Origin of the sequence: Nonomuraea jiangxiensis, from assembly GCF_900099965.1 — a bacterium.
In the GTDB taxonomy this organism is placed as follows: domain Bacteria; phylum Actinomycetota; class Actinomycetes; order Streptosporangiales; family Streptosporangiaceae; genus Nonomuraea; species Nonomuraea jiangxiensis.
Window position 1 is genome coordinate 574,442 of sequence record NZ_FNDJ01000001.1, and the last position, 22,980, is coordinate 597,421.

The 22,980-nt window shown below is 72.0% G+C and carries 21 protein-coding genes; 15 read left to right on the forward strand and 6 right to left on the reverse strand.

The window, feature by feature from the left end:
- Nucleotides 1-7: 7 nt before the first annotated feature.
- On the reverse strand, nt 8-928 hold the full coding sequence (locus BLS95_RS02410) for an NAD(P)H-binding protein (protein WP_218135547.1): 921 nt from the start codon (nt 926-928) through the stop codon (nt 8-10).
- Between the two features lie 139 nt (nt 929-1,067).
- The gene (locus tag BLS95_RS02415) at nt 1,068-2,171 is read right to left on the reverse strand and encodes a trypsin-like serine peptidase (RefSeq protein WP_090928595.1); all 1,104 of its coding nucleotides are present in this window, start codon (nt 2,169-2,171) and stop codon (nt 1,068-1,070) included.
- A gap of 149 nt (nt 2,172-2,320) precedes the next feature.
- Here BLS95_RS02415 and BLS95_RS02420 point away from each other — a divergent pair, with 149 nt between their 5' ends.
- From BLS95_RS02420 to BLS95_RS02430, 3 genes are all read left to right on the forward strand, one after another.
- Nucleotides 2,321-3,019, forward strand: a complete 699-nt coding sequence (locus tag BLS95_RS02420) for a carbonic anhydrase (protein WP_218135548.1) — start codon at nt 2,321-2,323, stop codon at nt 3,017-3,019.
- A gap of 237 nt (nt 3,020-3,256) precedes the next feature.
- A complete protein-coding gene (locus tag BLS95_RS02425) occupies nt 3,257-3,778 on the forward strand; it encodes a SigE family RNA polymerase sigma factor (protein WP_218135549.1) in 522 nt (173 codons plus the stop codon).
- 23 nt (nt 3,779-3,801) lie between these two features.
- A complete protein-coding gene (locus BLS95_RS02430; RefSeq protein WP_143043556.1) occupies nt 3,802-4,656 on the forward strand; it encodes a hypothetical protein in 855 nt (284 codons plus the stop codon).
- A gap of 66 nt (nt 4,657-4,722) precedes the next feature.
- Here the strand turns inward: BLS95_RS02430 and BLS95_RS02435 are convergent, their stop codons facing one another.
- Nucleotides 4,723-5,205 (reverse strand): hypothetical protein, encoded by a 483-nt coding sequence (locus BLS95_RS02435; protein WP_090928601.1) that lies wholly within the window; start codon nt 5,203-5,205, stop codon nt 4,723-4,725.
- Nucleotides 5,206-5,438: 233 nt separating this feature from the next.
- Here BLS95_RS02435 and BLS95_RS02440 point away from each other — a divergent pair, with 233 nt between their 5' ends.
- The 5 genes from BLS95_RS02440 to BLS95_RS02460 all read left to right on the forward strand — a co-directional run bounded on the left by BLS95_RS02440 (nt 5,439) and on the right by BLS95_RS02460 (nt 10,939).
- Nucleotides 5,439-7,130, forward strand: coding sequence for a purple acid phosphatase family protein (locus BLS95_RS02440; protein ID WP_090928603.1), 1,692 nt, complete (start codon nt 5,439-5,441; stop codon nt 7,128-7,130).
- 103 nt (nt 7,131-7,233) lie between these two features.
- Nucleotides 7,234-7,881 (forward strand): hypothetical protein, encoded by a 648-nt coding sequence (locus tag BLS95_RS02445; protein ID WP_143043557.1) that lies wholly within the window; start codon nt 7,234-7,236, stop codon nt 7,879-7,881.
- Nucleotides 7,878-8,657 carry a nickel/cobalt transporter gene (locus BLS95_RS02450; protein WP_090928609.1) on the forward strand — a complete coding sequence of 260 codons (780 nt, stop codon included), beginning with the start codon at nt 7,878-7,880 and terminating at the stop codon, nt 8,655-8,657. Before BLS95_RS02445 ends, BLS95_RS02450 begins: the two co-directional genes overlap by 4 nt.
- Nucleotides 8,658-8,764: 107 nt before the next feature.
- Nucleotides 8,765-9,382, forward strand: a complete 618-nt coding sequence (locus BLS95_RS02455; RefSeq protein ID WP_090928611.1) for a dihydrofolate reductase family protein — start codon at nt 8,765-8,767, stop codon at nt 9,380-9,382.
- A 108-nt stretch (nt 9,383-9,490) separates the two neighbouring features.
- A complete protein-coding gene (locus BLS95_RS02460) occupies nt 9,491-10,939 on the forward strand; it encodes a dihydrolipoyl dehydrogenase family protein (RefSeq protein ID WP_245764772.1) in 1,449 nt (482 codons plus the stop codon).
- Between the two features lie 84 nt (nt 10,940-11,023).
- Here the strand turns inward: BLS95_RS02460 and BLS95_RS02465 are convergent, their stop codons facing one another.
- Nucleotides 11,024-12,565 (reverse strand): gamma-glutamyltransferase family protein, encoded by a 1,542-nt coding sequence (locus BLS95_RS02465; protein ID WP_090928617.1) that lies wholly within the window; start codon nt 12,563-12,565, stop codon nt 11,024-11,026.
- A gap of 202 nt (nt 12,566-12,767) precedes the next feature.
- On the opposite strand from BLS95_RS02465, the gene asnB reads away from it, so the two are divergent.
- The 3 genes from asnB to BLS95_RS02480 all read left to right on the forward strand — a co-directional run bounded on the left by asnB (nt 12,768) and on the right by BLS95_RS02480 (nt 16,486).
- Entirely contained in the window at nt 12,768-14,618 is a 1,851-nt protein-coding gene (gene asnB, locus BLS95_RS02470) for an asparagine synthase (glutamine-hydrolyzing) (protein ID WP_090928619.1), read from the forward strand.
- A 122-nt stretch (nt 14,619-14,740) separates the two neighbouring features.
- The gene (locus tag BLS95_RS02475) at nt 14,741-15,526 is read left to right on the forward strand and encodes an SDR family oxidoreductase (protein ID WP_090928622.1); all 786 of its coding nucleotides are present in this window, start codon (nt 14,741-14,743) and stop codon (nt 15,524-15,526) included.
- A gap of 141 nt (nt 15,527-15,667) precedes the next feature.
- Nucleotides 15,668-16,486: an SAM-dependent methyltransferase gene (locus tag BLS95_RS02480; RefSeq protein WP_245764773.1), complete on the forward strand. Its 819-nt coding sequence runs from the start codon at nt 15,668-15,670 to the stop codon at nt 16,484-16,486.
- Between the two features lie 18 nt (nt 16,487-16,504).
- Here the strand turns inward: BLS95_RS02480 and BLS95_RS02485 are convergent, their stop codons facing one another.
- Nucleotides 16,505-16,990, reverse strand: coding sequence for a GNAT family N-acetyltransferase (locus BLS95_RS02485; protein WP_090928628.1), 486 nt, complete (start codon nt 16,988-16,990; stop codon nt 16,505-16,507).
- A 268-nt stretch (nt 16,991-17,258) separates the two neighbouring features.
- On the opposite strand from BLS95_RS02485, the gene BLS95_RS02490 reads away from it, so the two are divergent.
- A complete protein-coding gene (locus BLS95_RS02490; protein WP_245764774.1) occupies nt 17,259-18,341 on the forward strand; it encodes a glycerophosphodiester phosphodiesterase family protein in 1,083 nt (360 codons plus the stop codon).
- Between the two features lie 7 nt (nt 18,342-18,348).
- On the opposite strand, the gene BLS95_RS02495 is transcribed toward BLS95_RS02490, so the two are convergent.
- Entirely contained in the window at nt 18,349-19,326 is a 978-nt protein-coding gene (locus BLS95_RS02495) for an ArsR/SmtB family transcription factor (protein WP_090928631.1), read from the reverse strand.
- A gap of 58 nt (nt 19,327-19,384) precedes the next feature.
- Between BLS95_RS02495 and BLS95_RS02500 the strand changes: the two genes are divergently transcribed.
- The 3 genes from BLS95_RS02500 to BLS95_RS02510 all read left to right on the forward strand — a co-directional run bounded on the left by BLS95_RS02500 (nt 19,385) and on the right by BLS95_RS02510 (nt 22,920).
- Entirely contained in the window at nt 19,385-20,560 is a 1,176-nt protein-coding gene (locus BLS95_RS02500; RefSeq protein WP_090928634.1) for an MFS transporter, read from the forward strand.
- A 123-nt stretch (nt 20,561-20,683) separates the two neighbouring features.
- Entirely contained in the window at nt 20,684-22,336 is a 1,653-nt protein-coding gene (locus BLS95_RS02505; protein WP_090928637.1) for a glycosyltransferase family 2 protein, read from the forward strand.
- 56 nt (nt 22,337-22,392) lie between these two features.
- Complete coding sequence (locus tag BLS95_RS02510) at nt 22,393-22,920, forward strand: MarR family winged helix-turn-helix transcriptional regulator (RefSeq protein ID WP_090928640.1); 528 nt, start codon at nt 22,393-22,395, stop codon at nt 22,918-22,920.
- The last annotated feature ends 60 nt before the right edge of the window (nt 22,921-22,980 follow it).

Consider the following 22,980-nt stretch of genomic DNA (forward strand, 5'->3'; position numbering starts at 1 on the left):
CGGCGGGTCAATCCTGACGCGGCGGGGGGAACAGGTCGGGATTGTCCGCGACGAACTCCGGGACGCCGGTCGGCGCCCTGCCGATGATGTCCCTGACGTCGTCGGTCAGGCGGTCGTAGCGGTTGTCCGCGTGCAGCCGCGCCATGGTGGCCAGGTGCTCGAAGACGGTCCCTGGCAGGCCGAGCGCCCGCAGCTCCCGCTCCTTCCACGGCTCGTACTCGACGTCCACGTACGTGACCGGCCGCCCCAGCGCGGCGGAGAACTCCTGGGCCAGCCGGGTCAGGTCACGCGAGGCCGGGCCGGTCAGATGGTAGGTCCTGCCGAGGTGCGGGGCCGGGTCCGCCAGGATCGTCGCGACGACCTCCGCGACGTCCCTGGCCGCGATCGGCGAGGTGCGCCCGGAGCCGAAGGGCAGCCGGATCGTGCCGTCCCGCGCGATCGAGGCGTACACGAAGGCCGCGAAGAGCGGGTTCTCCATGAAGATGGTCGGCCGGAGGTGCGTGACCGGGAGCCCCGACCAGTCGAGGACCTGTTCGACCAGCCAGTGCCGGCGTTGCTGGCTCGACTCGGACGTGCTGGTGAGGTCCATCTGGGAGACGGTCATCTGCGACATGTTGGCGAAGATCTCAAGCTCTCCGTAGTCGCGTGCGACCGCGGCCGTCGTGAGGGCGGCCTCCAGGTACTGTGACGACACCCCCATGCCGAAATAGAGGCCGCGGCAGCCCGCCAGGGCGCGGGCGACGTCCGCGGCCCGGGTGAGATCGCCGACGACGACCTCGGCGCCGGTGGCCCGCAGCGCCGCGGCCCGCTGGTCGTCCCGGCGGACGAAGGCGCGCACGGGCAGGCCCCGCGCCCGCAGCAGGCCGACCACCGTGCGCCCCACCGCGCCGACGCTGCCCGCGGCGCCGGTCACCAGAGTCGGGCGCACCTGCGGCGGCCGCGTTCCCCTCACAAGGGCCAGTAGTACACGAGGCGGGCCGACGGGCTCCCGCGACTCGCCGCCTCGCTCCCGGGCCTCGTCGCCCTTTGACCTGACCGGGCTTTCTTCCCGCGCGCGGCCTGTGACCTCAGAGGGCGTCGGCGTTCTGCGCGGCCTGGTAGACGGCCATCGCCTCGTCCCCGAAGAACGGGCCGAACATGACATTGGGGGCGAAGTCGTACTTGAAGCTGTTGACGGAGTTCAGCCAGCCGGTGCCGGTGGACTCGTCGAAGCCCTGGAACCACGGGCCGCCGCTGGAACCCCCGGTCATGTCGCAGCGCAGCCCGAGGTCCCTGGTCATGAAGGTGTCGTCGAACGCGCGCCCGCTGCAGTAGATCAGCCTCGCACCGTTGAACGGCGCCGCCGCCGGATAGCCGAAGGAGAACATCTGCCGCTGCCGGGGCTGGTTGAACGCCACGCCCTGCCCGCCCACGACGTCGGTCAGCGTGCGCTCCTGCAGCGGCGCGACCACGACGGCGGCGATGTCGAAGTTGATGTCCTCACGGGCGTTCCACTGCTGCGTGGTGAGCACGCGGGTGGCCGTCCAGGCGCCGAAGGGGGCCCGGCCGTTGTCGAAGGCCGGCACGAACACCCAGTTGCGGTGCGCGGCGCCGTTCAGCTTCACGCAGTGCCCCGCGGTCATCACGACGCTCTCGTTGGCGCTGGTCACCGCCGTCCCTGAGCACGAGGAGTTGCGGCCGTCCGCGGTGGTGAAGAAGACCCGCCCGGTGCTGCGCACGACGGCGCCGCCGTCCGTCCACCGCAGGCCCGGACTGTTGGGCACCACCGCCTGCAGCGCCACCCCCTGGACCGTACGAGCCGGGGCGGTGGACCGCGCGGGGCCGGACGAGCCGCGGAAGCTCCACGAGCCGCGCTGCGACGACGAGCCACGCTGCGAGGAGAAGTCACGCTGTGCTGACGTGCCGCGGGTGGCCCACGGGTTGCCCTGGGTCGGGCGGTCCGACTGGATGCCGCGGCGCGGCGCGGGCGCCGACATCGGTTGCGCTCCCTGCATGCGCTGCGACGTCCAGTACTGCGAGACGGTCCTGCGCTCCGCCCAGGAGTCCGCGCCGGCCCAGCCGACGGGCCTGCGGTCCACTCCGGCCGTACCGGCCTGGGCGGCGCTCGCGGGAACGAGGGCGCCGCCCATGGCGAGCGCGACGGCGGAGAGCAGGACGACTCTGCGGTGCATTACGTACCTCCCGGAAAGCGGAATCTGCCGCTGAGAGGTACGCACGACGCCATGAGTCTTCCTCAAAGCATGCGAATACTGATATGACACCGTATTGGCATGCGGAGGCTGGCGAGACTGGCGGATACGGCATACTGCATACTGGATCCATGACTGACAAGATCATTAACCGTCGCACGATCCTCACCACCACCACGCTGGCGGCCGGCGGACTGCTGTTAGGCGGTGGGACCGCTCACGCCGTCACCGGGCGCGCCGGGCTCGACACCCGTCCCACGACCTCCGACGAGGCCTGGGCCAAGCTCCGGGAGGGCAACCGGCGCTGGGCGGCCGACGCCGCCATCCACCCGCACCAGGACGCCGCCAGGCGCGCCGAGGTCGCCCAGAAGCAGAACCCGTACGCGGTGGTCGTGTCGTGCATCGACTCCCGGGTGCCGCCGGAGATCGTCTTCGACGCGGGGATCGGCGACGTGTTCAGTGTGCGCAGCGCCGCCCAGACGCTCGACCCGCTCGTGAAGGGGGCCGTCGAGTACGGTCCGGTCGAGCTGGACACTCCCTTGATCGTGGTGCTCGGGCACCAGCGGTGCGGAGCGGTGACGGCCGCCGCGGAGGCGCTGCACGAGGGCACCAAGCTGCCCGGCGACCTCCAGCGCATCGTCGAGGCCCTCCGCCCCGCCTACAAGCGGGCCCACGGTGACGTGGACAAGATGATCAGGATCAACACCGCCGACGTCGTGGCCACGCTGAAGGCCGACAAGTTGCTCGCCCCGCGCATCGCCCGCAAGCGGCTCAAGATCGTGGGCGCCTACTACTCGCTCGACACCGGCCAGGTCACCCGCGTCGCCTGACACCCTCAACGAGCCGCCTGGGCCGAGGGAGGCTGACCGCCTCCCCGGCCCCGGCGGCCGGTCGGACGGGCGAATGCGGTCATGCCGTCGGGCAGGACGGGACGCCGATGGCATGGTGCGACTCGCGGTCGCCGGGCCGCTCGCCGAAGTTTCTGATGATTCCTACTGGTTCGCGTCAACCCGTGGTGGAGCTCAGGGAGTGTCAAGGACGGCTTGCACCGACTGAGAGGAGATCGGGTGGACGGGGATTTCGCGGACTTCGTACGGAGCCGGGGTGACCACCACCTGAAAACGGCCGTCCTGCTCACCGGCGACTGGCATGCGGCCGAGGACCTGGTGCAGTCCAGTCTGGGCAAGTTGTACCGGGTGTGGCCGCGGCTGGACACCACGCACGAACCGGACGCCTACCTGCGCCGCATCCTGGTCAACACCTACCGATCCTGGTGGCGTGCCCGGTGGCGCCGCGAGATCCCGCGCGCCGAACTGCCCCAGGCGCCCGGTCCCGGCGACCTGGAAGAGGCCGGGGTCGTGGCCGAGGACGTCCGCAACGCGCTGGCCAAACTGCCCACCAGGCAGCGGACGGCCCTCGTGCTGCGGTTCTTCGCGGACCTGCCGGAGGCGGAGGTCGCCGACCTGATGGGCTGTTCGGCCGGGACGGTCAAGACCCACACGCATCGCGGCCTGCAGGCGATGCGGCGGCTGATCCCGCCCGACGTGCTGGTCAACCGAACGGAGGAGGAAGGGAGTGGGATCAGGTGAGACACCAGAACGAGGAGCCGTCCATGAACGAGCATGAGTTTCGCACCCTACTCATCAAGGCGACCGAGGATCGGCCCGCGGGCATCGACCTCATGCCGGCGACACCGCCCGCGCGCGGGCGCCGGCCCATCGGGTTCCCGCTCGCCGGGCGCCGGCGGCCGGCCCGGGCCCTGGTCCCGATAGCCGCGCTGGGCGTGGCCGCCGCGGTGGGCGCCCTGGTGGTGGTCCTGCCCGTCAACCAGTCCTCGGCCCAGGCCCAGGTGGCCGCCGCAGTGGCGAACACCAGCCGGCAGAGCTACCGCATCCACAGCACCAGCGGGGCCAAGACGTTCGACGGCGCCTTCGACCCGGTACGGGGAATCGGGGTCATCAAGGAGGCCACCACCGGGTCGGAGACCCGCTTCATCGGCGACCTGATGTACAGCCGGGACCGCTCCGGCTCGGAGTGGGTGGTCGCGCGGCGCGACCATGCGGAGCTCGATGACGCGCCGGCCGTCATCAAGCTGGTCAAGCTCGCCCCGATGGAACCCGAGGCGGCGCTTGAGCAGCTGCGTTCGGCGACCGACGTCCAGGAGGAGCGCTCGGTCTCCGGCCAGGGCTGGGACGGGCAGCGGTTCACGTTCGCGCTGGAGGCCGGCGCCCGGCCCGATGCCAAGGGCGGCGCCCAGGAGAAGCCGGCGGACGCCACCGGCTCCGTGGACGTGGACGACGAGGGCCGGGTCCGCCGGCTCGATGTGACCTTCAGCGACAACGGCCACCGCAACGTGATGGACTTCACGGACTTCGGCGCCGAGGTGACGGTCGAGGCGCCGCCCGCCGCCGAGGTGCGGGAGGAGCCGGTCGAGAAGGCGGTGCACCCCAAGCAGAAGGTCCAGTAGCCGGAACTCCGGCTCGCGCCCTCCCACAGGAACCTCACCCTCCAGGGCATCGGCCCGAAACGGTGATCAGAGGGCCGGCAGCACCGACGCGGGCAGCCGGCCGGCGGGACGGTAGACCGCGCACATCACGTCGCGGTCGCCGTCCGCCCACGTCTCCGCGGTCGGCATGACCGGGTAGTACTCCAGGTCGGGCCGGCCGCCGCGCCACAACTCGGCGAACCGCTCACCACAGCTCCTCCAGGCGAACGCGGCCAGCCCCGCCCGGTCGTACGGGCCGTCGGGCACGTGCGTGAAACCGTACGACTGGTTGTCGGCGCCCTGCGCGCAGGGCGTGTAGACCACGATCGGCTCGCCCGCGCCCGGCGAGTACGTCGGGTCGCTGAAGCACTCTCCGCCCTCGATCAGCAGGATCCCGGTCGTCTCGGCGGTGATGAAACCCTCGCTCTTCACCGCCGGCCGCTCGGGCGGCACCACGAACAGCGTGCCGAGCGCGGCGACCGCGGGCAGCAGCCCCCAGCGGCGGATGGCCGGCCGGCGGGTCGTCGCCATCCGGTCCTCCTCGCGTCCGAGTGATCAGCTCACACCTGGCCCGCATGATCAAGGCCGAGCGTAGCCGGGGCCGGGGAAACCCCGGGCCAACGCCGGGTGGCCGGCGCATTGACGATCACGAATTCACTCGCAGGACGCGCACCGGACAGATGATCGTCAGCGGTACCTGGCTGAATTCGCCTCGTCCGGCCGTGATCGCGGCCGGACGAGGCAGCTTCCTCAATGGAGTAGAAGTGAATGAGCCCAGGAAGCCGTGGCCGCTCAGGTCCCGGCAGGCGAAGCTCGCGGCCGTCGGTGCCGGCGCGCTGCTCATCGGTGGTTTAGCCATCGGCCCCGCCGCCATCGGTGCGGCGGCGCCGCCCAAGTATCCCGCCGCCGAGCAGCACAAGCCGTCCCCGGTCCCGGACCGGATCATCCTCATCCCCACCGCCACCCCCGCCACCAGCCAGCGCGTGAGCTGGCGGGCGGAGGCCACCGCGGACACCGCGCAGGCCGAGATCCTGATCGCGCCGCGCGCGCTCGGCCAGGTCCAGCCGGCCGCGGGCGCGGTGACGAACGTCAAGGCCATCGCCAGCACGCCGGTGAACACCACGCTCGGGTACGCCTCGACGTACCACACGGTGGAGTTCGGCGGGCTGCGGCCGGACACCCGCTACACCTACCGCGTCGGCGACGGCACCAACTGGAGCCCGTGGACCGACTTCACGACCGCCGCAGCCGGCTTCGAGCCGTTCTCCTTCATCTACTACGGTGACGCGCAGAACTACATCGACTCCGCGGTGCCGCGCGTCTTCCGCCAGGCGTTCGGTGACCGGCCGCAGGCCAAGGCCATCGTCAACGCCGGCGACCTCATCGACTCCGCCAACAGCGAGGAGCAGTGGGGGCAGTGGTTCCAGGCCGGCGGGTTCATCGACGGCCAGGTCAACAACATCTCCGTCCCGGGCAACCACGAGTACAGCGGCGGCCTGTCCACCTTCTGGCGGCCGCAGTTCCCGTACCCGGACAACGGGCCCGGCAACGCCGAGCTGAAGCAGACCGCCTACACCGTTGACTACCAGGGCGTACGCTTCGTCGGCCTGGACAGCAACGTGCAGAGCAACGCCTCGCTGATGGCCGCGCAGACCGCCTGGCTGGAGAGCGTGCTCAAGGACAATCCGAACAAGTGGACCGTGGTGACCTTCCACCACCCCGTCTACTCCACCACCGGCACCCGCAACAACCCGAACGTGCGCGCCCAGTGGGCCCCGCTGTTCGAGAAGTACGGCGTGGACCTCGTGCTCCAGGGCCACGACCACTCCTACGGGCGCGGCAACCAGGTGGCGGCCCGCAAGTCGACGACCGTGCACAACGGCGTCGCCTACGTGGTGTCGGTCTCCGGCGGCAAGATGTACGCGCTCAACAACGGCGAGAACTGGACCGGCAACGGCGCCGAGGTGCGCAGCACCAGCCAGAACACGCAGCTCTACCAGCTCATCGACGTGGCCGAGGACACCATCACGTTCGAGGCGCGCTACGCCAACGGCGAGCACCACGACGGGTTCCTCATCCGCAAGAACGACAAGGGCGAGCGCACCGTCAACGAGATCCGCACCGCCGAGAACACGGTCGGCGAGCAGGTCACCGTGGACAAGACCTCGGTACGGCGGGCGGAGCAGGTCAAGATCTCGGCCTACGGGTACGACCCGGGTGAGAAGGTGGCCGTGTGGTGGCGCGAGCGGGACGACGACGCCGCCCGCCACGGCGGCGGCAACGGCAACGGCGGCAGGAACGGCACGCTGATCGGCTACGAGAAGGCCGATGAGCTGGGCCGGGTCGAGGAGACCGTGCGCGTGCCGTCCTCCGCGAAGCGCGGCGACGCCTACGTGGTCTACCTGGACAGCGAACACCAGAAGATCGCCAGCCCCGCCATCACCGTAACCAGGTAACCCACCCCTGGGGCGTGCCGCAGGGCACGACCAAGTGATCCGCCCGGGGGAGGCGGTGTCCGCCCGCACGGCCTTCCCCGGGCTCTCGTACAGGAGCCACCTCGTGATCCTCCCTGTCATCGCACGCGCCTGCGTGCCACTCGTCGCCGTCGCGCTGGCCGTCGCACCGGCGGCGGCCGCCGCGGCGCACCCGTTCGGGCCGCCGTCCACGGCCAGGATCCGCGCCGAGGGGTCCCAGGTGACCCTCGCCTGGCTGCCCGCCGAGGACGACTGGGTGGCGATCGGCCGCTCGGTCGGCGCGTTCGGGGACCCGGCCGCCGGCATCGACACGACGCTGACCGGTGAGCAGCGGCTGGCCCGCTCCGCCGCCGTACGCGACTACCTGCTGGGCCGGATCGGGGTGGCCCAGGCCGGGCGGCCCTGCGCGGCCGAGCTGGAACCGCTGGAACGGCTGCTCGCCGAGGGCGCCAGGTTCAGCTTCGAGTGCGCGAACCCGGTCGCCGAAGTGGACGTCCGGATCGCCGCGCTGACCGACCTGCACGAGGCGTACCGCACCGTGCTCACCGCCGAGACGCCGGCCACCCCCGCGCAGGCGGTGCTCACCGCGGCGACCGACACCCAGCGCCTGCGCTTCGACCCCACGGCGAGGGGCGGGGTGTCGCTCGTGGTGCCCGCCGTCGCGCTGGTGGCCGCGCTCGGGGCACTGGCCGCACTCCTGGTACGCCGGCGGCGGCAGGGCGTGCGCGGATGAACGGCTTCACCGGACCGGAGAACTACCTGGTCGCGCTGTTCGACGGGGCGGGCCTGTTCTGGCTCGCACTGGTCGTGGCACTGGGGGTGGGCGCGCTGCACGCGGTCGCGCCGGGCCACGGCAAGAGCGTGACGGCGGCCTACCTGATCGGCACCCACGGCCGTTACCGCGACGCGGTGCGCCTCGGGGTGGTGGTCGCGCTCATGCACACGGTGTCGGTCCTGGCGCTCGCGCTGGCCTGGGTGGGGCTGACGAGCGCCGCCGTCGGCACCAAGGCGGTCACGGCGTGGCTGCAGGTGATCGCGGGCGCGGTCGTGATCGCCGTCGGGGCCCACCTGACCTACCGCCACTTCCGCCACCGCGGAACCCACGGCCACGGCCACGGACATGGTCACGGACATGGTCACGGCCACGGGCACGGGCACGGTGATGAGCAACCGGCCGATCCGTGGTCGCGGCGCGGGCTCATCGCGTTGGCGCTCTCCGGCGGGCTGGTCCCCTCGCCTTCGGCGTTCATCGTGCTGGTCAGCGGCCTGCTCACCGGACGGGCGCTGGACGCCGTCGTGCTGGTGCTGGCCTTCGGCGTCGGGATGGCCGTCACCCTGACCGCCGTCGGGGTCGTGACCGTGCGCGGCGCCGCGCTGCTGACCAGCGGGACCCCGAGGTTCCGGCTGCTGCGCGTGGTGAGCGCCTGGACGCCCGCGCTGGCGGGCATCGCCGTGACCGTCGGCGGCTGCCTCTACCTGGCCACCGCCGTCACGACGCTGGCCGCGTGACCTCCGCCGGGAAAATCCGCATCGCCCGTGTCGATTCCGGCCGGGCTCGTCGGTCGTACTCCATGAGGGCGCCGACCGACGGCGCCCGCGACAACGGAGGAATCCCGATGCGGAAACTGATGGTGACCACTTTCCTGTCGCTGGACGGCGTCATGCAGGCGCCGGGCGGGCCCGACGAGGACCGCGACGGCGGGTTCGGGCACGGCGGCTGGGGCGCGCCGCACTTCGACGAGCAGTTCGTGAAGGTGATGGAGACGCTGGTCGAGCGGGGCGAGGCACTGCTGCTCGGGCGCAGGACGTACGAGATCTTCGCCGCCTCCTGGCCGAAGGCCGGGCCCGACGACGTGATCGGGGCGAAGCTGAACAGCATGCCGAAGTACGTCGCCTCGCGCACGCTCGACCAGGTGACGTGGCAGAACTCGACACTGCTCACCGGCGCCGTCCCCGAGGCGGTCGCCGAGCTCAAGCGGGGCGAGGGCGGCGAGATCCAGGTGCACGGCAGCGGTGACCTCCTCCAGACGCTCGTCGCCCACGATCTCGTCGATGAGTTCCACCTGGTGGTCTGCCCGGTGCTGCTCGGCTCGGGCAAGCGGCTCTTCGGCGACGGCACGATCCCGGCGGGGCTCCAACTCGCCGGCAGCACCTCGACGGCCACCGGTGTCGTCATCAGCACGTACCGGCGGGCGGGCAAGGTCGAGTACGGCGTGATGGAGGTCGGGGACTGACGGCCTGCTGCCGGTCGCAGATGTCCTTGAGCGCCTCCCAACCCGGGAAGTCGCGTGGAGAACCTCCGCATTTGAGTCGTCGACTTCCGCCCGGCGGCAGTGTGAGCTGTGACGGTGGGGGTTGAGGTGACCATGGGGGACGAGGACGACGTCTTCGACGTGATCGTGATGGGCGCGGGCCCGGTCGGGCTCACGGCCGCCCGGCGGGCCGCGCGCGGCGGGTTGTCGGTGGCGCTCGTCGAGGAACGCCTGGCGGGCGGCGAGTGCCAGTTCTACGCTTGCGTACCGAGCAAGGCGCTGCTACGGCCGGTGGAGCTGGCCGCGGAGGTCTCCCGGATGCCCGGGCTGGAGCTGCGCGGACCCATCGACACCGCCGCGGTGCTGGCCCGCCGCGACGAGACCGTGTTCGACTTCGACGACGCCGTGCTGGTGCGCCTGGCCGAGAACTATCCCGCGACGCTGATCCGCGGCCGGGCCCGGCTGGCCGGGCCGCTGCGGGTGGAGACGGCCACGCGGGATGGCGGCCGGCGGTCGCTGCGGGCACGGCACGCCGTCGTGGTCGCGACCGGCAGCGACCCCGCCGTCCCGGACGTGCCGGGGCTGCGCGAGGCGCGCCCGTGGAGCAACCGCGAGGCGACCAGCGTGCGGCAGGTGCCCGAGCGGCTGGTGGTGATCGGCGGCGGGCCCGTCGCCTGCGAGATGTCCCAGGCGCTGCACGCGCTCGGCGCCCGCGAGACCACCATGCTGGTCCATGGCGACCGGCTGCTGTCCCGGATGGAGCCGTTCACGGGCGAGCTGCTCGCCGACTCGCTCCGGAAGTCGGGCATCGACCTGCGCTTCCGCCGCCTGGCCCAGCGGGTCGAGCGGCCCGAGCCGGGCGGCCCGGTGACCGTGCACACCGACGACGGGCAGCGGATCGAGGCCGACGAGATCCTCGTCGGCATCGGCCGGGACGTGGCCGTGCGCGACATCGGTCTGGAAACCGTCGGCCTGCAGCCGCACGGCCCGATCAAGGTGGACCGGAGCATGCGCGCCACCGGCGTCCCCGGCGGCTGGCTGTACGCCGTGGGCGACGTCAACGGCCGCAGCCTGCTCACCCACATGGGCAAATATCAGGCTCGGGTGTGCGGTGACGTGATCGCCGCCCGCGCCAAGGGGCTGCCGGACAACCGGCCCTCGATGCGTGACATCGTCGACCCCGCGAGCAGCCCGCAGATCATCTTCACCGACCCGCAGATCTGGATGGTCGGCTGTACCGAGGCCCGGGCGCGGGCCGAGGGGTATCCGGTGCGGGTGGTGGAGTACGACCTCGGCGCGATCGAGGGGGCCTACCTACAGGCGGAGGGTTACACCGGGCGGGCCAAGATCGTCGTGGACGAGGAGCGGCGGGTGCTGCTCGGCGTCACCTTCGCGGGCCCCGCAGTGGTGGACCACCTCCAGACGGCCACCCTTGCCGTGACCGCCCAGGTCCCGCTCGACCAGCTCTGGCACGTCGTCCCGGCGTTCCCGACGGTGAGCGAGATCTGGGTCGCGCTGCTGGAGGAGTACGGCCTGTGAGCCCGGCGTACGCGGCGCTGGCGACCGCTGGAGGCGGGCCTCCCGCCTGGGGCGAAGCCGGCCAGGCGCGACGGGAGCCGTAGGTCAGCCGTCGATCACGGCGGCCGAGCCGTCCGCGCGGGGGTCGGAGGCCGCCTCGACGCGTCCGTCCGGGGCCACCCTGATCAGGTTGGCATGGCCCAGCCACTCGTCGTGCGGGGGCACCGGCTTGGCGGTGAAACCGTGGTCGAGCAGGGACCGCGCGGTGTCGGCCGGCAGGTCTTCCTCCATGTAGACGGTCCGGTTGGTGTCGCCGCCCTCCTGGACCCCGACGATCCACCGGGGAGCATCGACCGCCTCGCGGGGGGCGGCCCCGGCCATGGAGCGGAGCAGGAGCTGGGCGTGGATCTGCGGCTGGCCGTGCCCGCCCATGGTCGAGCTCACCCACCTGACCTCCGCGCCCTGCGTGACCAGGACCGGCATGAGGGTGTGCCGGGGCCGCTTGCCGGGCTCGACCACGTTGGGGGAGAGCGGGTCGAGCGAGAACGAGCGCCCGCGGTTCTGCATGAGGATGCCCGTCGACGGCTCCAGCACCGCCGATCCGAACGAGTTGTAGACGCTCTGGATGAGCGAGACCGCGTACCCGTCCGAGTCGATCGCGGAGATGCCGACGGTGTCGCCGCCCGCCCGGCCCGGTCCGGGCGGGCGCTCCGCAGGGTCCAGGACGCGGGTGATCAGGTCGGCGGCGTCGACCTTGGCGAAGTTCGGGTCGGCGAGCAGGAGGTCGCGGACGGCGTTGGCGTGCTCGAAGATCGCCGCCAGCCGGCCGCTGCCCGCGCCGAGGAGGTCGCCCGGGTCGCCCAGGCGCCGCACCTCCTCCAGCGCCCGCAGCAGCATGAATCCCTGGGTGTTGGGCGGGCTGGTGAGCACCTCGTAGTCGCGGAAGCGGCCCCTGAGCGGCTCGACGACCTCCGGCCGGAACGCGGCCAGGTCGTCGATGGTCATGACCGATCCGCGCTGTGCCAGCCCGGCGACCAGCCGGCGCCCCAGGGGACCCCCGTAGAGCGTGCCGGGCCCGCCGGTCCGCAGCTCGGCCAGAGACCGCGCGAGCGCGGGCTGGCGTAGCAGGTCCCCCTCCGCCAGGGAGGCGAACACCTCCCGGCAGCCCGGGTCCGCCAGCAGGACGTCGTGCTTCTCGGCGAGGGAGGCGGCCACGGAGCGGGCGACCGGCACGCCCTCCTCGGCGAACCGGATGGCGGCGGTGAACTGCGCCGCCCACTCCAGGCGGGCACCGAACGACCTCAGCGACGCCCACCCGCGCACGCCGCCGGGCACCGTCACCGTGTCGATGCCGCGCGTGGGCAACTCGTCGCCGTGCCGCTCGCGCAGGCGTGCCAGGGATTGCGCCGCGGGGGCGGGGCCGGTCGCGTTCACGCAGCGGAGGGTGCCGTCGGGGGTACGTACGAGCGCGACCAGGTCGCCGCCGAGGGCCGTGTTGTTCGGGTAGACGACGTTCAGGACGACCGCGGCCGTGACGGCGGCGTCGATGGCGTTCCCGCCGGCCCGGAACGCCTCCTCGCCGGCCTGGGTCGCGAGGTGGTGCGGGGAGGCGATCGAAACGAACGTCCCGGGCGGGTGAGGTGTCATATGGCAATCTTGCCCCAGGCCGCCCGCGGCGTCATCAGCCCGTAGAGCTGGGTGCTGGGCGGGTCCGGCGGCGCCGCCCGTGGACGAGGGCGTGGCGTCCGGCCGTCGATATTATCCGAAAAAAGGAATTTTCATCACATTATGGGATGTTTCACATGAATAGGCAACAAATCAGGCATCCACACAAACTGGGGGGACCAACATGTGTGGCATCTGCGGATGGGTGGACTTCGAACGGGACCTGCGTGAGGAGAGGGCGACAGCGCAGGCCATGACGGACACGATGGCCTGCCGGGGTCCCGACGACGAGGGGTTGTGGACGGCGCCGCACGCCGCCATCGGCCACCGAAGGCTCGCCATCATCGACCTCAAGGGCGGCCGGCAGCCGATGATCACCGAGGACGCCGGGCGCGGGCCGGCCGTCCTCACCTACAGCGGCGAGGTCTACAACTTCCAGGAACTTCGCGCGGAGCTGAGCGCCCGGGGGCACCGCTTCCGCACCCAGAGCGACACGGAGGTCGTCCTGCTCGCCTACGTCGAGTGGGGCGCGGACCTGGCCGAGCACCTCAACGGCATGTACGCCTTCGCGATCTGGGACGCCGCCCGCGAGGAGCTGCTGCTGGTCCGCGACCGCATGGGCATCAAGCCGCTCTACTACTACCCCACCCCCCACGGCGTACTGTTCGGCTCGGAGCCCAAGGCGATCCTGGCCAACCCGCACGTTCCCCGGGTGGTCGACGCCGACGGGCTGCGCGAGCTGCTGGCGTTCGTCAAGACCCCCGAGCACGGGATCTTCAAGGGCATGTACGAGGTCCGCCCCGGCCAGATCGTCCAGGTCGGCCGCGACGGGATCCGCAAGCGCCGCTACTGGCGGCTGCAGTCCCACGAGCACGAGGACGACGTCGAAACCTCCGTCAAAACGGTACGCGGCCTGCTGGACGACATCGTCACCCGCCAGCTCATCAGCGACGTGCCGCTGTGCTCGCTGCTGTCCGGCGGCCTCGACTCCAGCATGATCACCGCGCTGGCCGCCAAGGACCTGCGCGAGCAGCATCTCGGCACGGTCCGCTCGTTCTCCGTGGACTTCGTCGGCTACACCGAGCACTTCAAGCCCGACTTCACGCGTTCGACGCCCGACACGCCGTACGTCCACGACCTGGTCAGCCACGTCGGCGCCGACCACACCGACATCGTGCTGAACTCGAACGAACTGATGGACCCGGCCGTGCGCGCCGCCGTGCTGCGCGCCCGCGACCTGCCGCTGGGCATCGGCGACATGGACAGCTCGCTTTACCTGCTGTTCAAGGCGATCAGGGAGCACTCCACGGTGGCGCTGTCGGGGGAGTCGGCCGACGAGGTCTTCGGCGGCTACCGGTGGTTCCACGACCCGGAGGCGGTCACGGCGGACACGTTCCCGTGGCTCGTCGGCGAGAACATGGCCGACCACACCGGGGCGGAGCTGCTGTTCACGGACGAGGCGCAGCGCATGCTGGACATGGCCGGCTACCGGGACCAGAGCTACCGCCAGGCACTGGACGAGGTGCCCGGACTGCCCGGCGAGACGGGGCACCAGCGGCGCATGCGGGAGGTCAGCTACTTCCACCTGACCCGGTTCGTCCAGATCCTGCTCGACCGCAAGGACCGGATGAGCATGGCCGTCGGGCTGGAGGTCCGGGTGCCGTTCTGCGACCACCGGCTGGTGGAGTACGTCTTCAACGCCCCCTGGGCGCTCAAGACCTTCGACGGGCGGGAGAAGAGCCTGCTGCGCGGGGCCGCCGCCGACCTGCTGCCCGAATCCGTCCTGCGCCGGCTCAAGAGCCCGTACCCCGCCACTCAGGACCCGCTGTACGAGCAGGCCCTGCACGATGAGGCGCGGAAGGTGCTGGAGGGCGGCGAGGCGCCCTGTGCCGGGCTGATCGATCCGGAGCGGGCACGCGCGGTGATCGAGCAGCCGGTGGGCGCCACCAGCGCCATGGCCTCCCGGGCCGCGCTGGAGCGGGTGCTGCAGCTCGACGCGTGGTTCAAGGACTACGGGGTGCGGCTCGCCCTCTGACGGGGCGGCTCGCCACGGGGAAATGACCCGGGGTGGCCCGGCGGGGGCTTCACCGGCCGGTCGGGTTCGCCGTGGGTGCGGTTCGCCCGAGGGGGAAATATGCTGCGGTCGGAGGTCATGACATGATCCTGGACCGCTTCCACCTCACCGGCGCCACCGCCGTCGTCACCGGCGCGGGCCGGGGCATCGGGGCGGCGACCGCCCTCGCCCTCGCCCAGGCGGGGGCCGACGTGGTGATCTGCGCCCGTACCGAGGAGCAGTTGCGGCAGGTCGCGGACCAGGTGGAGAAGGCCGGCCAGCGGGCCCTGGTGGTCGCGTCCGACCTGAGCCGGCCGGGCGCGGCGGGGGAGCTCGCGGAGCGGGCCGTGGCCGCCTTCGGCCGGATCGACGTGGTCGTCAACAACGTGGGCGGCGCCCTTCCCCGGTCCTTCCTGGACACCAGCGGACGCCACCTCGAGCGGGCGTTCCAGTTCAACGTCGGCGTGGCGCACGAGCTGACCAGGGCGGCGACCCCTCACCTGCTCGCCGCGGGCGGCTCGGTCGTGAACATCTCCTCCGCCGTGGGCCGCGTGGCGGGCCGGGGCTATCTGGCCTACGGCGTGGCCAAGGCGGCGCTCGCCCACTACACCCGGGTGGCCGCGCTCGATCTGGCCCCCAAGGTGCGGGTCAACGCGGTCTCCGTGGGCGCCTGCGCCACCTCCGCCCTCGACATCGTCATGCACGACGAAGGGCTGCGGACCCAGATGGAGCAGGCCACGCCGCTGCGCCGGATCGGCGAGCCGGAGGACGTGGCGGCCGCCGTGCTCTACCTGGCCTCGCCGGCCGGCGGTTACGTGACGGGCAAGGTGCTGGAGGTGGACGGCGGTATCGACCGCCCCAACCTCGACCTCGGAATCCCCGACCTCTGAACCTGGCCGCCCACCGCGTCCGGCTCGGCGTGATTCGCTCCTCTTTCGTGCCATGAAACGTCGCCCGTCTTGTGCCAGGATGATCAGGAAAAAGAGGAATGATCTCGACGTCGGCGGTTCCTGAGCTCAGGGAGACCACACGTGACCGATCCACCACCGAGCGTTCCCGGTATCGACCCCGCCGTTCCCAGCGTGGCTCGCATGTACGACTACTACCTGGGCGGAAAAGACAACTTCCCCGCCGACCGGGAGGCCGCGGAGAAGATCATCGCGATCGTCCCCGAGGTGCGTGAGACGGCACGCGACAATCGCGCGTTCCTCGGCAAGGCCGTCCGCCTGATGGCCGAGCAGGGCGTACGCCAGTTCCTCGACCTGGGAGCCGGCCTGCCCACGCAGGAGAACGTGCACCAGGTGGCCCAGCGGGTCGACCCCGAGGCCCGGGTCGTCTACGTCGACAGCGACCCGATCGTGCTGGCGCACGCCCGCGCGCTGCTGGCCGACAACCCGCACACCGTGGCGATCTGGGGTGACATCACCGACCCGGAAACCATCCTGAAGGACCCCGAGGTCGTCGAGCGGCTGGACTTCGGCCGGCCCACCGCCGTGCTGGTGTCGGCGGTGCTGCACTTCGTGGCCGACGACCGGCACGTGAGCGACATCGTGACGACGCTGCGCCGGCCGCTGACGGCGGGCAGCCACCTGCTGATCTCCCACTTCTACGCCCCGGACCTGGACGACGTGAAGGTCCTGGCGGGCCAGCAGGTGTACCGGTCCACCAGGCCCGGCGCGCTGGTCGCCCGCTCGTTCGAGCAGATCGCCGCCTATTTCGACGGGATGACGCTGCTGGAGCCCGGCCTGGTCCCGGTCAGGTCGTGGCGGCCGGACAACGAGATCGACGAGCTGGAGGGGATCGACCTGTCCCGTCCCGCACTCATCGGAGCGGTCGGCCGCCTGCCGTAGCTCCCGGGCGTGCGGCCCTCAGGGGGTGAGGGGCTTCTCGAAGCAGGTGGAGTAGGTCATCGAGGTGTAGGGCGGGTAGATCGGGATGCGGGTGTAGCCCTCACGCTCGTACACGCGGACCGCCTCGGGCTGGCGGTCCCCGGTGTGCAGGATGACCCGTGCGGCGCCGAGTTCGCGGGCGGCCCGCTCGGCCGCCGCCAGCAAATCGCGCGCCACCCCGCGCCCCCGGTGCGACGGGACGACGAACATGCGCTTGATCTCGATCTCCTCGCCGAGGCGGCGCAGCAGCACGTGCCCGACGGCCAGGTCGGCGTCGAAGGCGACCCCGGTGAACACCACGGAGCCGGGCTCGACGGTCACCGCGCCGGTCCGGTTGCCGGGGCCGGTGAACCGGTCGCCGTAACGCCGGCCCATCTCCTCCGTCATGGCCGCACGCAGCTCCCTGGCCGCGGGGTCGTCGTACGGCACGGCCCGGACGTTGTACGTGGCCCGCTCGGTCGTCATTCGCCGCTCCCCGGATAGCGCTCGTCGTTCCCGCCGTCGCGCGGACCGACGTCTGCAGCGTAGGGGGTGCCCGTACGGCCGGGAGCGGCCGGGGTGCTCCCATCCGTCACGGGCCGCCAGGGTCGTATGAGCGTTGCTCACGCAGTCTTCTCCGGGCGATCAACTGCCGGATATGTCTTGGTCGTCCCATTTCTCCACCCTTTTCCGGTGTTCCGGGCGGTTCACGTCCGGAGGACAGAGCACCACCTAACAGGGGGCGGACGGACAGATGCGTACATGGCACAAGGTCGCGATGATCGCGACGCTGGGTGGCGTGATCGCCGCGGCACAGGGAACGGCCATGGCGGACGCTGGCCACGGGCAGGGCCAGGGGCATGGGCGCGGCGGGAAGCCGAGTCTCGACCTGCAGGCTCATCGCGGCGGGATCGGGCTGACCGTGGAGTCCACGCTCCCGGCCTTCGCCAGGGCGCTCGAACTCGGCGTGAACACCCTGGAGCTGGACATCCAGATCACCGAGGACGGCCAGGCGGTCGTCACCCACGACCGGCAGATCGACGGCCGCAAGTGCGCGGACACGGCCCCGGCCGTGGCCGGCGACCCCGAGTATCCCTACGTGGGCAAGTTCATCAACACGCTGAGCGTCAAGCAGATCAGGACCATGGACTGCGGCTCCCGGACGCTCGCCGAGTTCCCGCGCCAGCAGGCCGCCCCCGGCGCCCGCATGCCGCTGCTGAGCGAGGTCTTCGACCTGGTCAAGCGCTATCACGCGAACGACGTGATGATGAACATCGAGACCAAGGTCGAGGCGGGCGCGCCGCGGGAGACCGCGCCACGCGAGCAGTTCGTGCAGGTCGCGGCCCAGGAGATCCGCAAGGCCGGGATGCTGCGGCAGGTCACCATCCAGAGCTTCGACTGGGGCGCACTCATGCGGATGCACGAGGTCGAGCCCCGGCTGCCGCTGGTGGCGCTGACCAACCCGCAGTACCAGGGCGTACCGGGCACCGAGGTGTGGCTCGGCGGTCTCGACCTCGACGACTTCGGCGGTGACCCGCTGAAGGCGATCAAGTCCTTCGGCGCCAGCGCGTACTCCCCGACGCCGGGCACCCCCGAGGCCGCCGGGGTGACCGACCCCGACTACCGGCCGTACGTGACCAAGCAGCTCGTGGACGAGGCGCACAGCCTGGGCATCAAGGTCATCCCGTGGACCGCGGACGACGCGCCGACGATGAACGCGATGATCGACGCCGGTGTGGACGGCATCATCACCAACTACCCGGACGTGCTGCGCGAGGTCATGGACGAGCGCGGCTACGAGCTGCCCAAGCCTCACCGCGTCAAGGGCCACGCCTGAGGCGGGTCTACTCCGGGGCCCTGGCATGCCGGCCGGTCACCAGGGCCTCGCCCAGCTCCGTGCGCCAGTAGAGCACGGAGCGGCCGGCTCGCCGGCGGCGTACCAGACCGGCGTCCAGCAGCACCTTGAGGTGCCGGCCCACCGACCCCAGCCCCTGCCCGGTCAGCGCCACCAGCTGGGTCGTGCTCTTGGGGGTGTCCAGCAGGACGAGCACGGCCGCCCGGGCGCTCCCGAGCAGTGTGCCCAGCGCCCGGGGCGCCCGGGCCTCGCCGAGCAGCGGTCCCGTGCACGGATAGACCACGGCATACCGGTACGGCAGGTGCCAGGAGACCCAGGCCGCGGCACGCGGGATCACCGGGACGAACCACAACTGGGCGTCGGAGAGCTCCTTGGGCGGGTTGTCGTGCGTGTTGATCTGGAGCCGGCCGTCGCCCAGCCAGCGCAGCCCGGGCCGCATGTCGTCCAGCGCCGCGACCCAGCCGCCCTGGGCCAGCTTCTCCGTCCTGGCGACGATGTCGGCCTCCAGGATCCGGCGGCGCCGCGGCCACGTGGGCAGCACAGTCTCCCGCCACACCCAGTCGAGCAGGTCGGCGGCGTGATCGGCCAGGTCGGGACGGTCCAGCTCGGCCGGAAGCGGCCCGCCGAGCGAGACCTCCAGGTCCGCGTGGACGGTCTCCGGCGGCGTCGCGCGCACCTGCCGCAGCTCCTCGTCGAACGTCGCCTCGGCCGCACCCGACGGCGTCGGGACGAGGAAGTCGGCGATCCAGCGCTCGCTCAGCGCGGCCCGCAGGAGCCGGGCGGTGACCGGGTCGGCGGCCAGCCGCGCGCGGTATGCGGGCAGGTGGGCGTCGAACCAGGTCTGCTCGGCGGGGTGGGCGGCGCTGCCCTTGGCGAGCAGCAGCAGGCAGGCGGTGGCCTCGGCGAGCGCGGAGACGGTGAAGCGGCTGCGGGCGAGCGTCTCGGCGTTGATCTGCCAGTAGCCCATGGTTTCGCCCCCGCGCGAAACTCTAACAGCCCCGCGCTGGGACGGGCGAGACTCCCGTATGCGCACTTACGGGGATCTGTTCCGTACACCGGAGTTCACGCCGCTGTTCGCCGCCGCCGCCGTCCAGGTGACGGCCTCGACGGTGAGCGGGCTGGCCCTGGGCACGCTCGTCTACTCCATGACGAACTCGCCGTTCTTGTCGGCGCTGAGCATGTTCGGGCCGTCCGTCGCGCAGATGGTCGGCGCGACGGCGCTGCTGTCGGCGGCCGACCGGTTGCCGCCCCGCGCCGCGCTGGCCGTCCTGGGGCTGGCCTTCGCGATCGGCACGGCGGTGCTGGCGATCCCCGGGCTGCCCGGGTGGGCGGTCGTCGCCGTCCTGCTCGGCCTCGGGCTGCTCGCCTCGCTGAGCGGCGGGGTGCGCCTCGGACTGCTCAACGAGATCCTCCCGGAGCAGGGGTACGTACTCGGCCGTTCCGTGCTCAACATGTCGACCGGCATCACGCAGATCGCCGGGTTCGCCGCCGGCGGCCTGCTGGTGAACGCCCTGTCGCCGCGGGGCACGTTGCTCACCGCCGCCGCCCTCTATCTGGCGGCAGCGGTGATCGCGCGGCTCGGCCTGGTCCGCCGCCCGCCCCGCGCCGCCGGCCGGCCCTCGGTCGCCGTCACCTGGCGGGACAACCGGCGGCTGTGGTCCTCGCCCGCACGCCGCCATGTCTATCTCGCCCTGTGGGTGCCCAACGGGCTGATCGTCGGGTGCGAGGCGCTCTTCGTCCCGTACGCCCCCGAGCAGGCGGGCGTGCTCTTCGCCCTGGCCGCCCTCGGCATGCTGGCCGGGGACGTGCTCGTCGGCCGGTTCGTGCCCGAGCGGTGGAGGGGGCGGCTCGCGGCCCCGCTGCGCCTGCTGCTCGCGATGCCGTACCTGGTGTTCGCCCTGGACCCCGGGCTGCCGATCGCGGTGGCGGCCATCGTGCTCGCCTCGATCGGGTACGCCGCCAGCCTCCCCCTCCAGGAGCGGCTGGTCGCCCTCACCCCGGCCGACGTGCGCGGGCACGCGCTGGGGCTGCACTCGTCCGGCATGATGACCATGCAGGGCGTGGGGGCGGCGCTGGCGGGCGCCGTGGCCCAGTACACCTCGCCCGCGACGGCGATGGCCGTGATGGCGGCGGCGTCGGTCGCGGTCACCCTGGCCCTGGCACCGGGCTTGCGGCGGCCGGCCGAAACGGTTCCTGCGTGAATCCTGAGAACGGTGAGCTGGGAGAACGTCAGACTTGAGGGGGTATCGGCGGGCGCTTTCCCAGGAAAATGGCGTAATCTAGGTCGCCGCCGTCAACCCGAATGTCGAGGAGCGCGAGCCTCCATGTCAGAAACAGAGCCAGACGACGGGGGTGAGGTGCGGCGGGTACGGGGCAACGACTACCGCGTCCTCCAGCCGCCGGAGCAATTCACCCCTGAGCTGGGGGTCAGCGTGATCATCCCGGCCTACGGCGCCCAGGAGAAGCTGGATCTGGTGCTGCAGGGCCTGGCGCGGCAGACGTACCCGGCGGAGCTGACCGAGGTCATCGTCGTCGACAACGGCAGCTCACCCCCGTTGCGGCTGCCCGAGGGCGCGGCGGCCCGCCTGGTGGTGTGCGAGCGGCCGGGCCGGGCCAGCGCCCGCAACGCCGGGCTCGCCAAGGCCACCGGCGACGTCATCCACTGGCTCGACTCCGACGTGGTGCTGACGCCCGGCGCGCTGGAGGCGCACATGCGCTGGCACCACGCCGCCCCGTACCTCTCCGTCACCAGCTACCTGCGCTTCACCGAGGCGCCGCTGCCCGACGTGCTCCCCGAGGACCTGGAGGCGGCGTTCGAGCCGGCCGAGCCGCACGCCTGGCTGGTCGGGCTGGTCGAGCGGACCGACGGGCTCACCGTCAACTCGCCGCGCCCGTTCAGCCTGCACGTGGGCGGCGCCACCTCCGTCAGCGCCCGGCTCGTCCGGGCCGCGGGGCCGATGGACGACGACCTGATCCTCGGCCAGGACACCGAGATGGGCTACCGCCTGTACCAGGCGGGGGCGGTGTTCGTGCCCGAGCCGCGGGCCCTGGCCTACCACCTGGGCCCGACCATGCGCATGCGCGAGCAGAAGCGCATCGACCGGGTCAGCCACGCCTTCGTCGCCGACCGCATCCCCGCCTACCAGTGGCTGCGCACCCACCCGGCCCGGCAGTGGAAGGTGCCCAACCTCACCGCGGTCGTCGACGGCACGGCCGGGTACGAGGCCGTACGCGCCACCGTGGACGCGCTGCTCGCCTCGACGGTGACGGACCTGTCCGTGGTCCTGGTCGGCCCGTGGGACACCCTCGACCGTGACCGCCGCGCCCCGCTCAAGGACCCGAACCTCGACCTGGTGCTGGTCCACGGCCACTACGAGCACGAGAGCCGGATACGCCTGGCGACCGCGGAGGAGGTGCACCCGTCGGTGCCGTTCGTGCTGCGGCTGCCGGCGGGCTGGGTGCCCGGCGAGGACTCCGTGGCCCGGCTGCTGAACCTGGCCCGTGCCGAAGGGCTCGGCCTGATCGGGGTGCTGCTCGGCGAGTCGTCCGAGGGCATCGTGGCGGCCCGGCTGGAACGTGTGTCGTCCTTCGCCCGCGCCCGGCTCGTCGCCCGGCCCGGCGAGGACCTGGACGACGCCGTGGACGACGTCTCGGGTGTGCGGTGGGTGGCGGGCGAGACCTACGACTTCACCGCCGAGCCGGTCGAGCTGACGGGGCGCCGCAACGCGTACAAGGCCAGGATCCAGGCCGAGGCCGAGGCGGCCAGGCTGGCCAAGGAGGCCGAGCGGCTGCGCGCCCAGGTGACCAAGTGGCGCGAGGAGGCGGCGCGCTGGCGCAAGAGCGCCGTGGAGCTGCGCCGTGAGGTCGGCACGCTGCGCCGCCAGCTGCACGCCGCCCGCCGCGCCCAGCAGGGCATGCGGGCCGTCCTGTCCAGCACCGTGAAACGCGCGCTGGGCAGGAAACCGTCCGGCGGCTGACCGCGGGCGATGCGTGGTCACACAGATGATATGCGCGGCCGGGTATCGTGGTTTTCATGACCAGTCAGGCGGCCGCAGGACGACGTGACGAGCAGCCGGTGCGCAATGAGGGCGACTTCGGCTGGCAACTCGGGGTGCTCCTGAGCACCTTTCACACCGCGGTCGGGCCCCTGCTCGAGTCGCTGCCGCACGGCATGCGCGGCTACCAGGTCCTGTCCACGGTGGTCCACGGCGACCAGCCCACGCAGAGCGCCCTGGCAGCCTTCCTGGGCATCGACCGCACGGTGATGACCTACCTCATCGACGACCTCGTCGAGGCGGGGCTGGTGGAGCGCCGGCAGAGCACCGTCGACCGGCGGGCCCGCAAAGTCGTCGTCACCGCGGCGGGCCGGCGGGTGCTCGCCGAGCTGGAGCGGGTGGTGGGCGACGCGGAGGACGACCTCCTGAGCGCGCTGGAGCCCGCGCAGCGTACGGTCTTCCGCGACCTGCTGCGGACGGTGGCCTGCCGCGCGCGCAGCATCGAGCCCCCGGCCGACCCGTGCGTCGCCGCCGAACACCTCCTGGGCGACTCCGCCCCCCGTTGACCGCCGCCCCCGGCGACCTTCCCACCCCCCGGCCTGTCCTGGAATACGTCCGGAAGATGT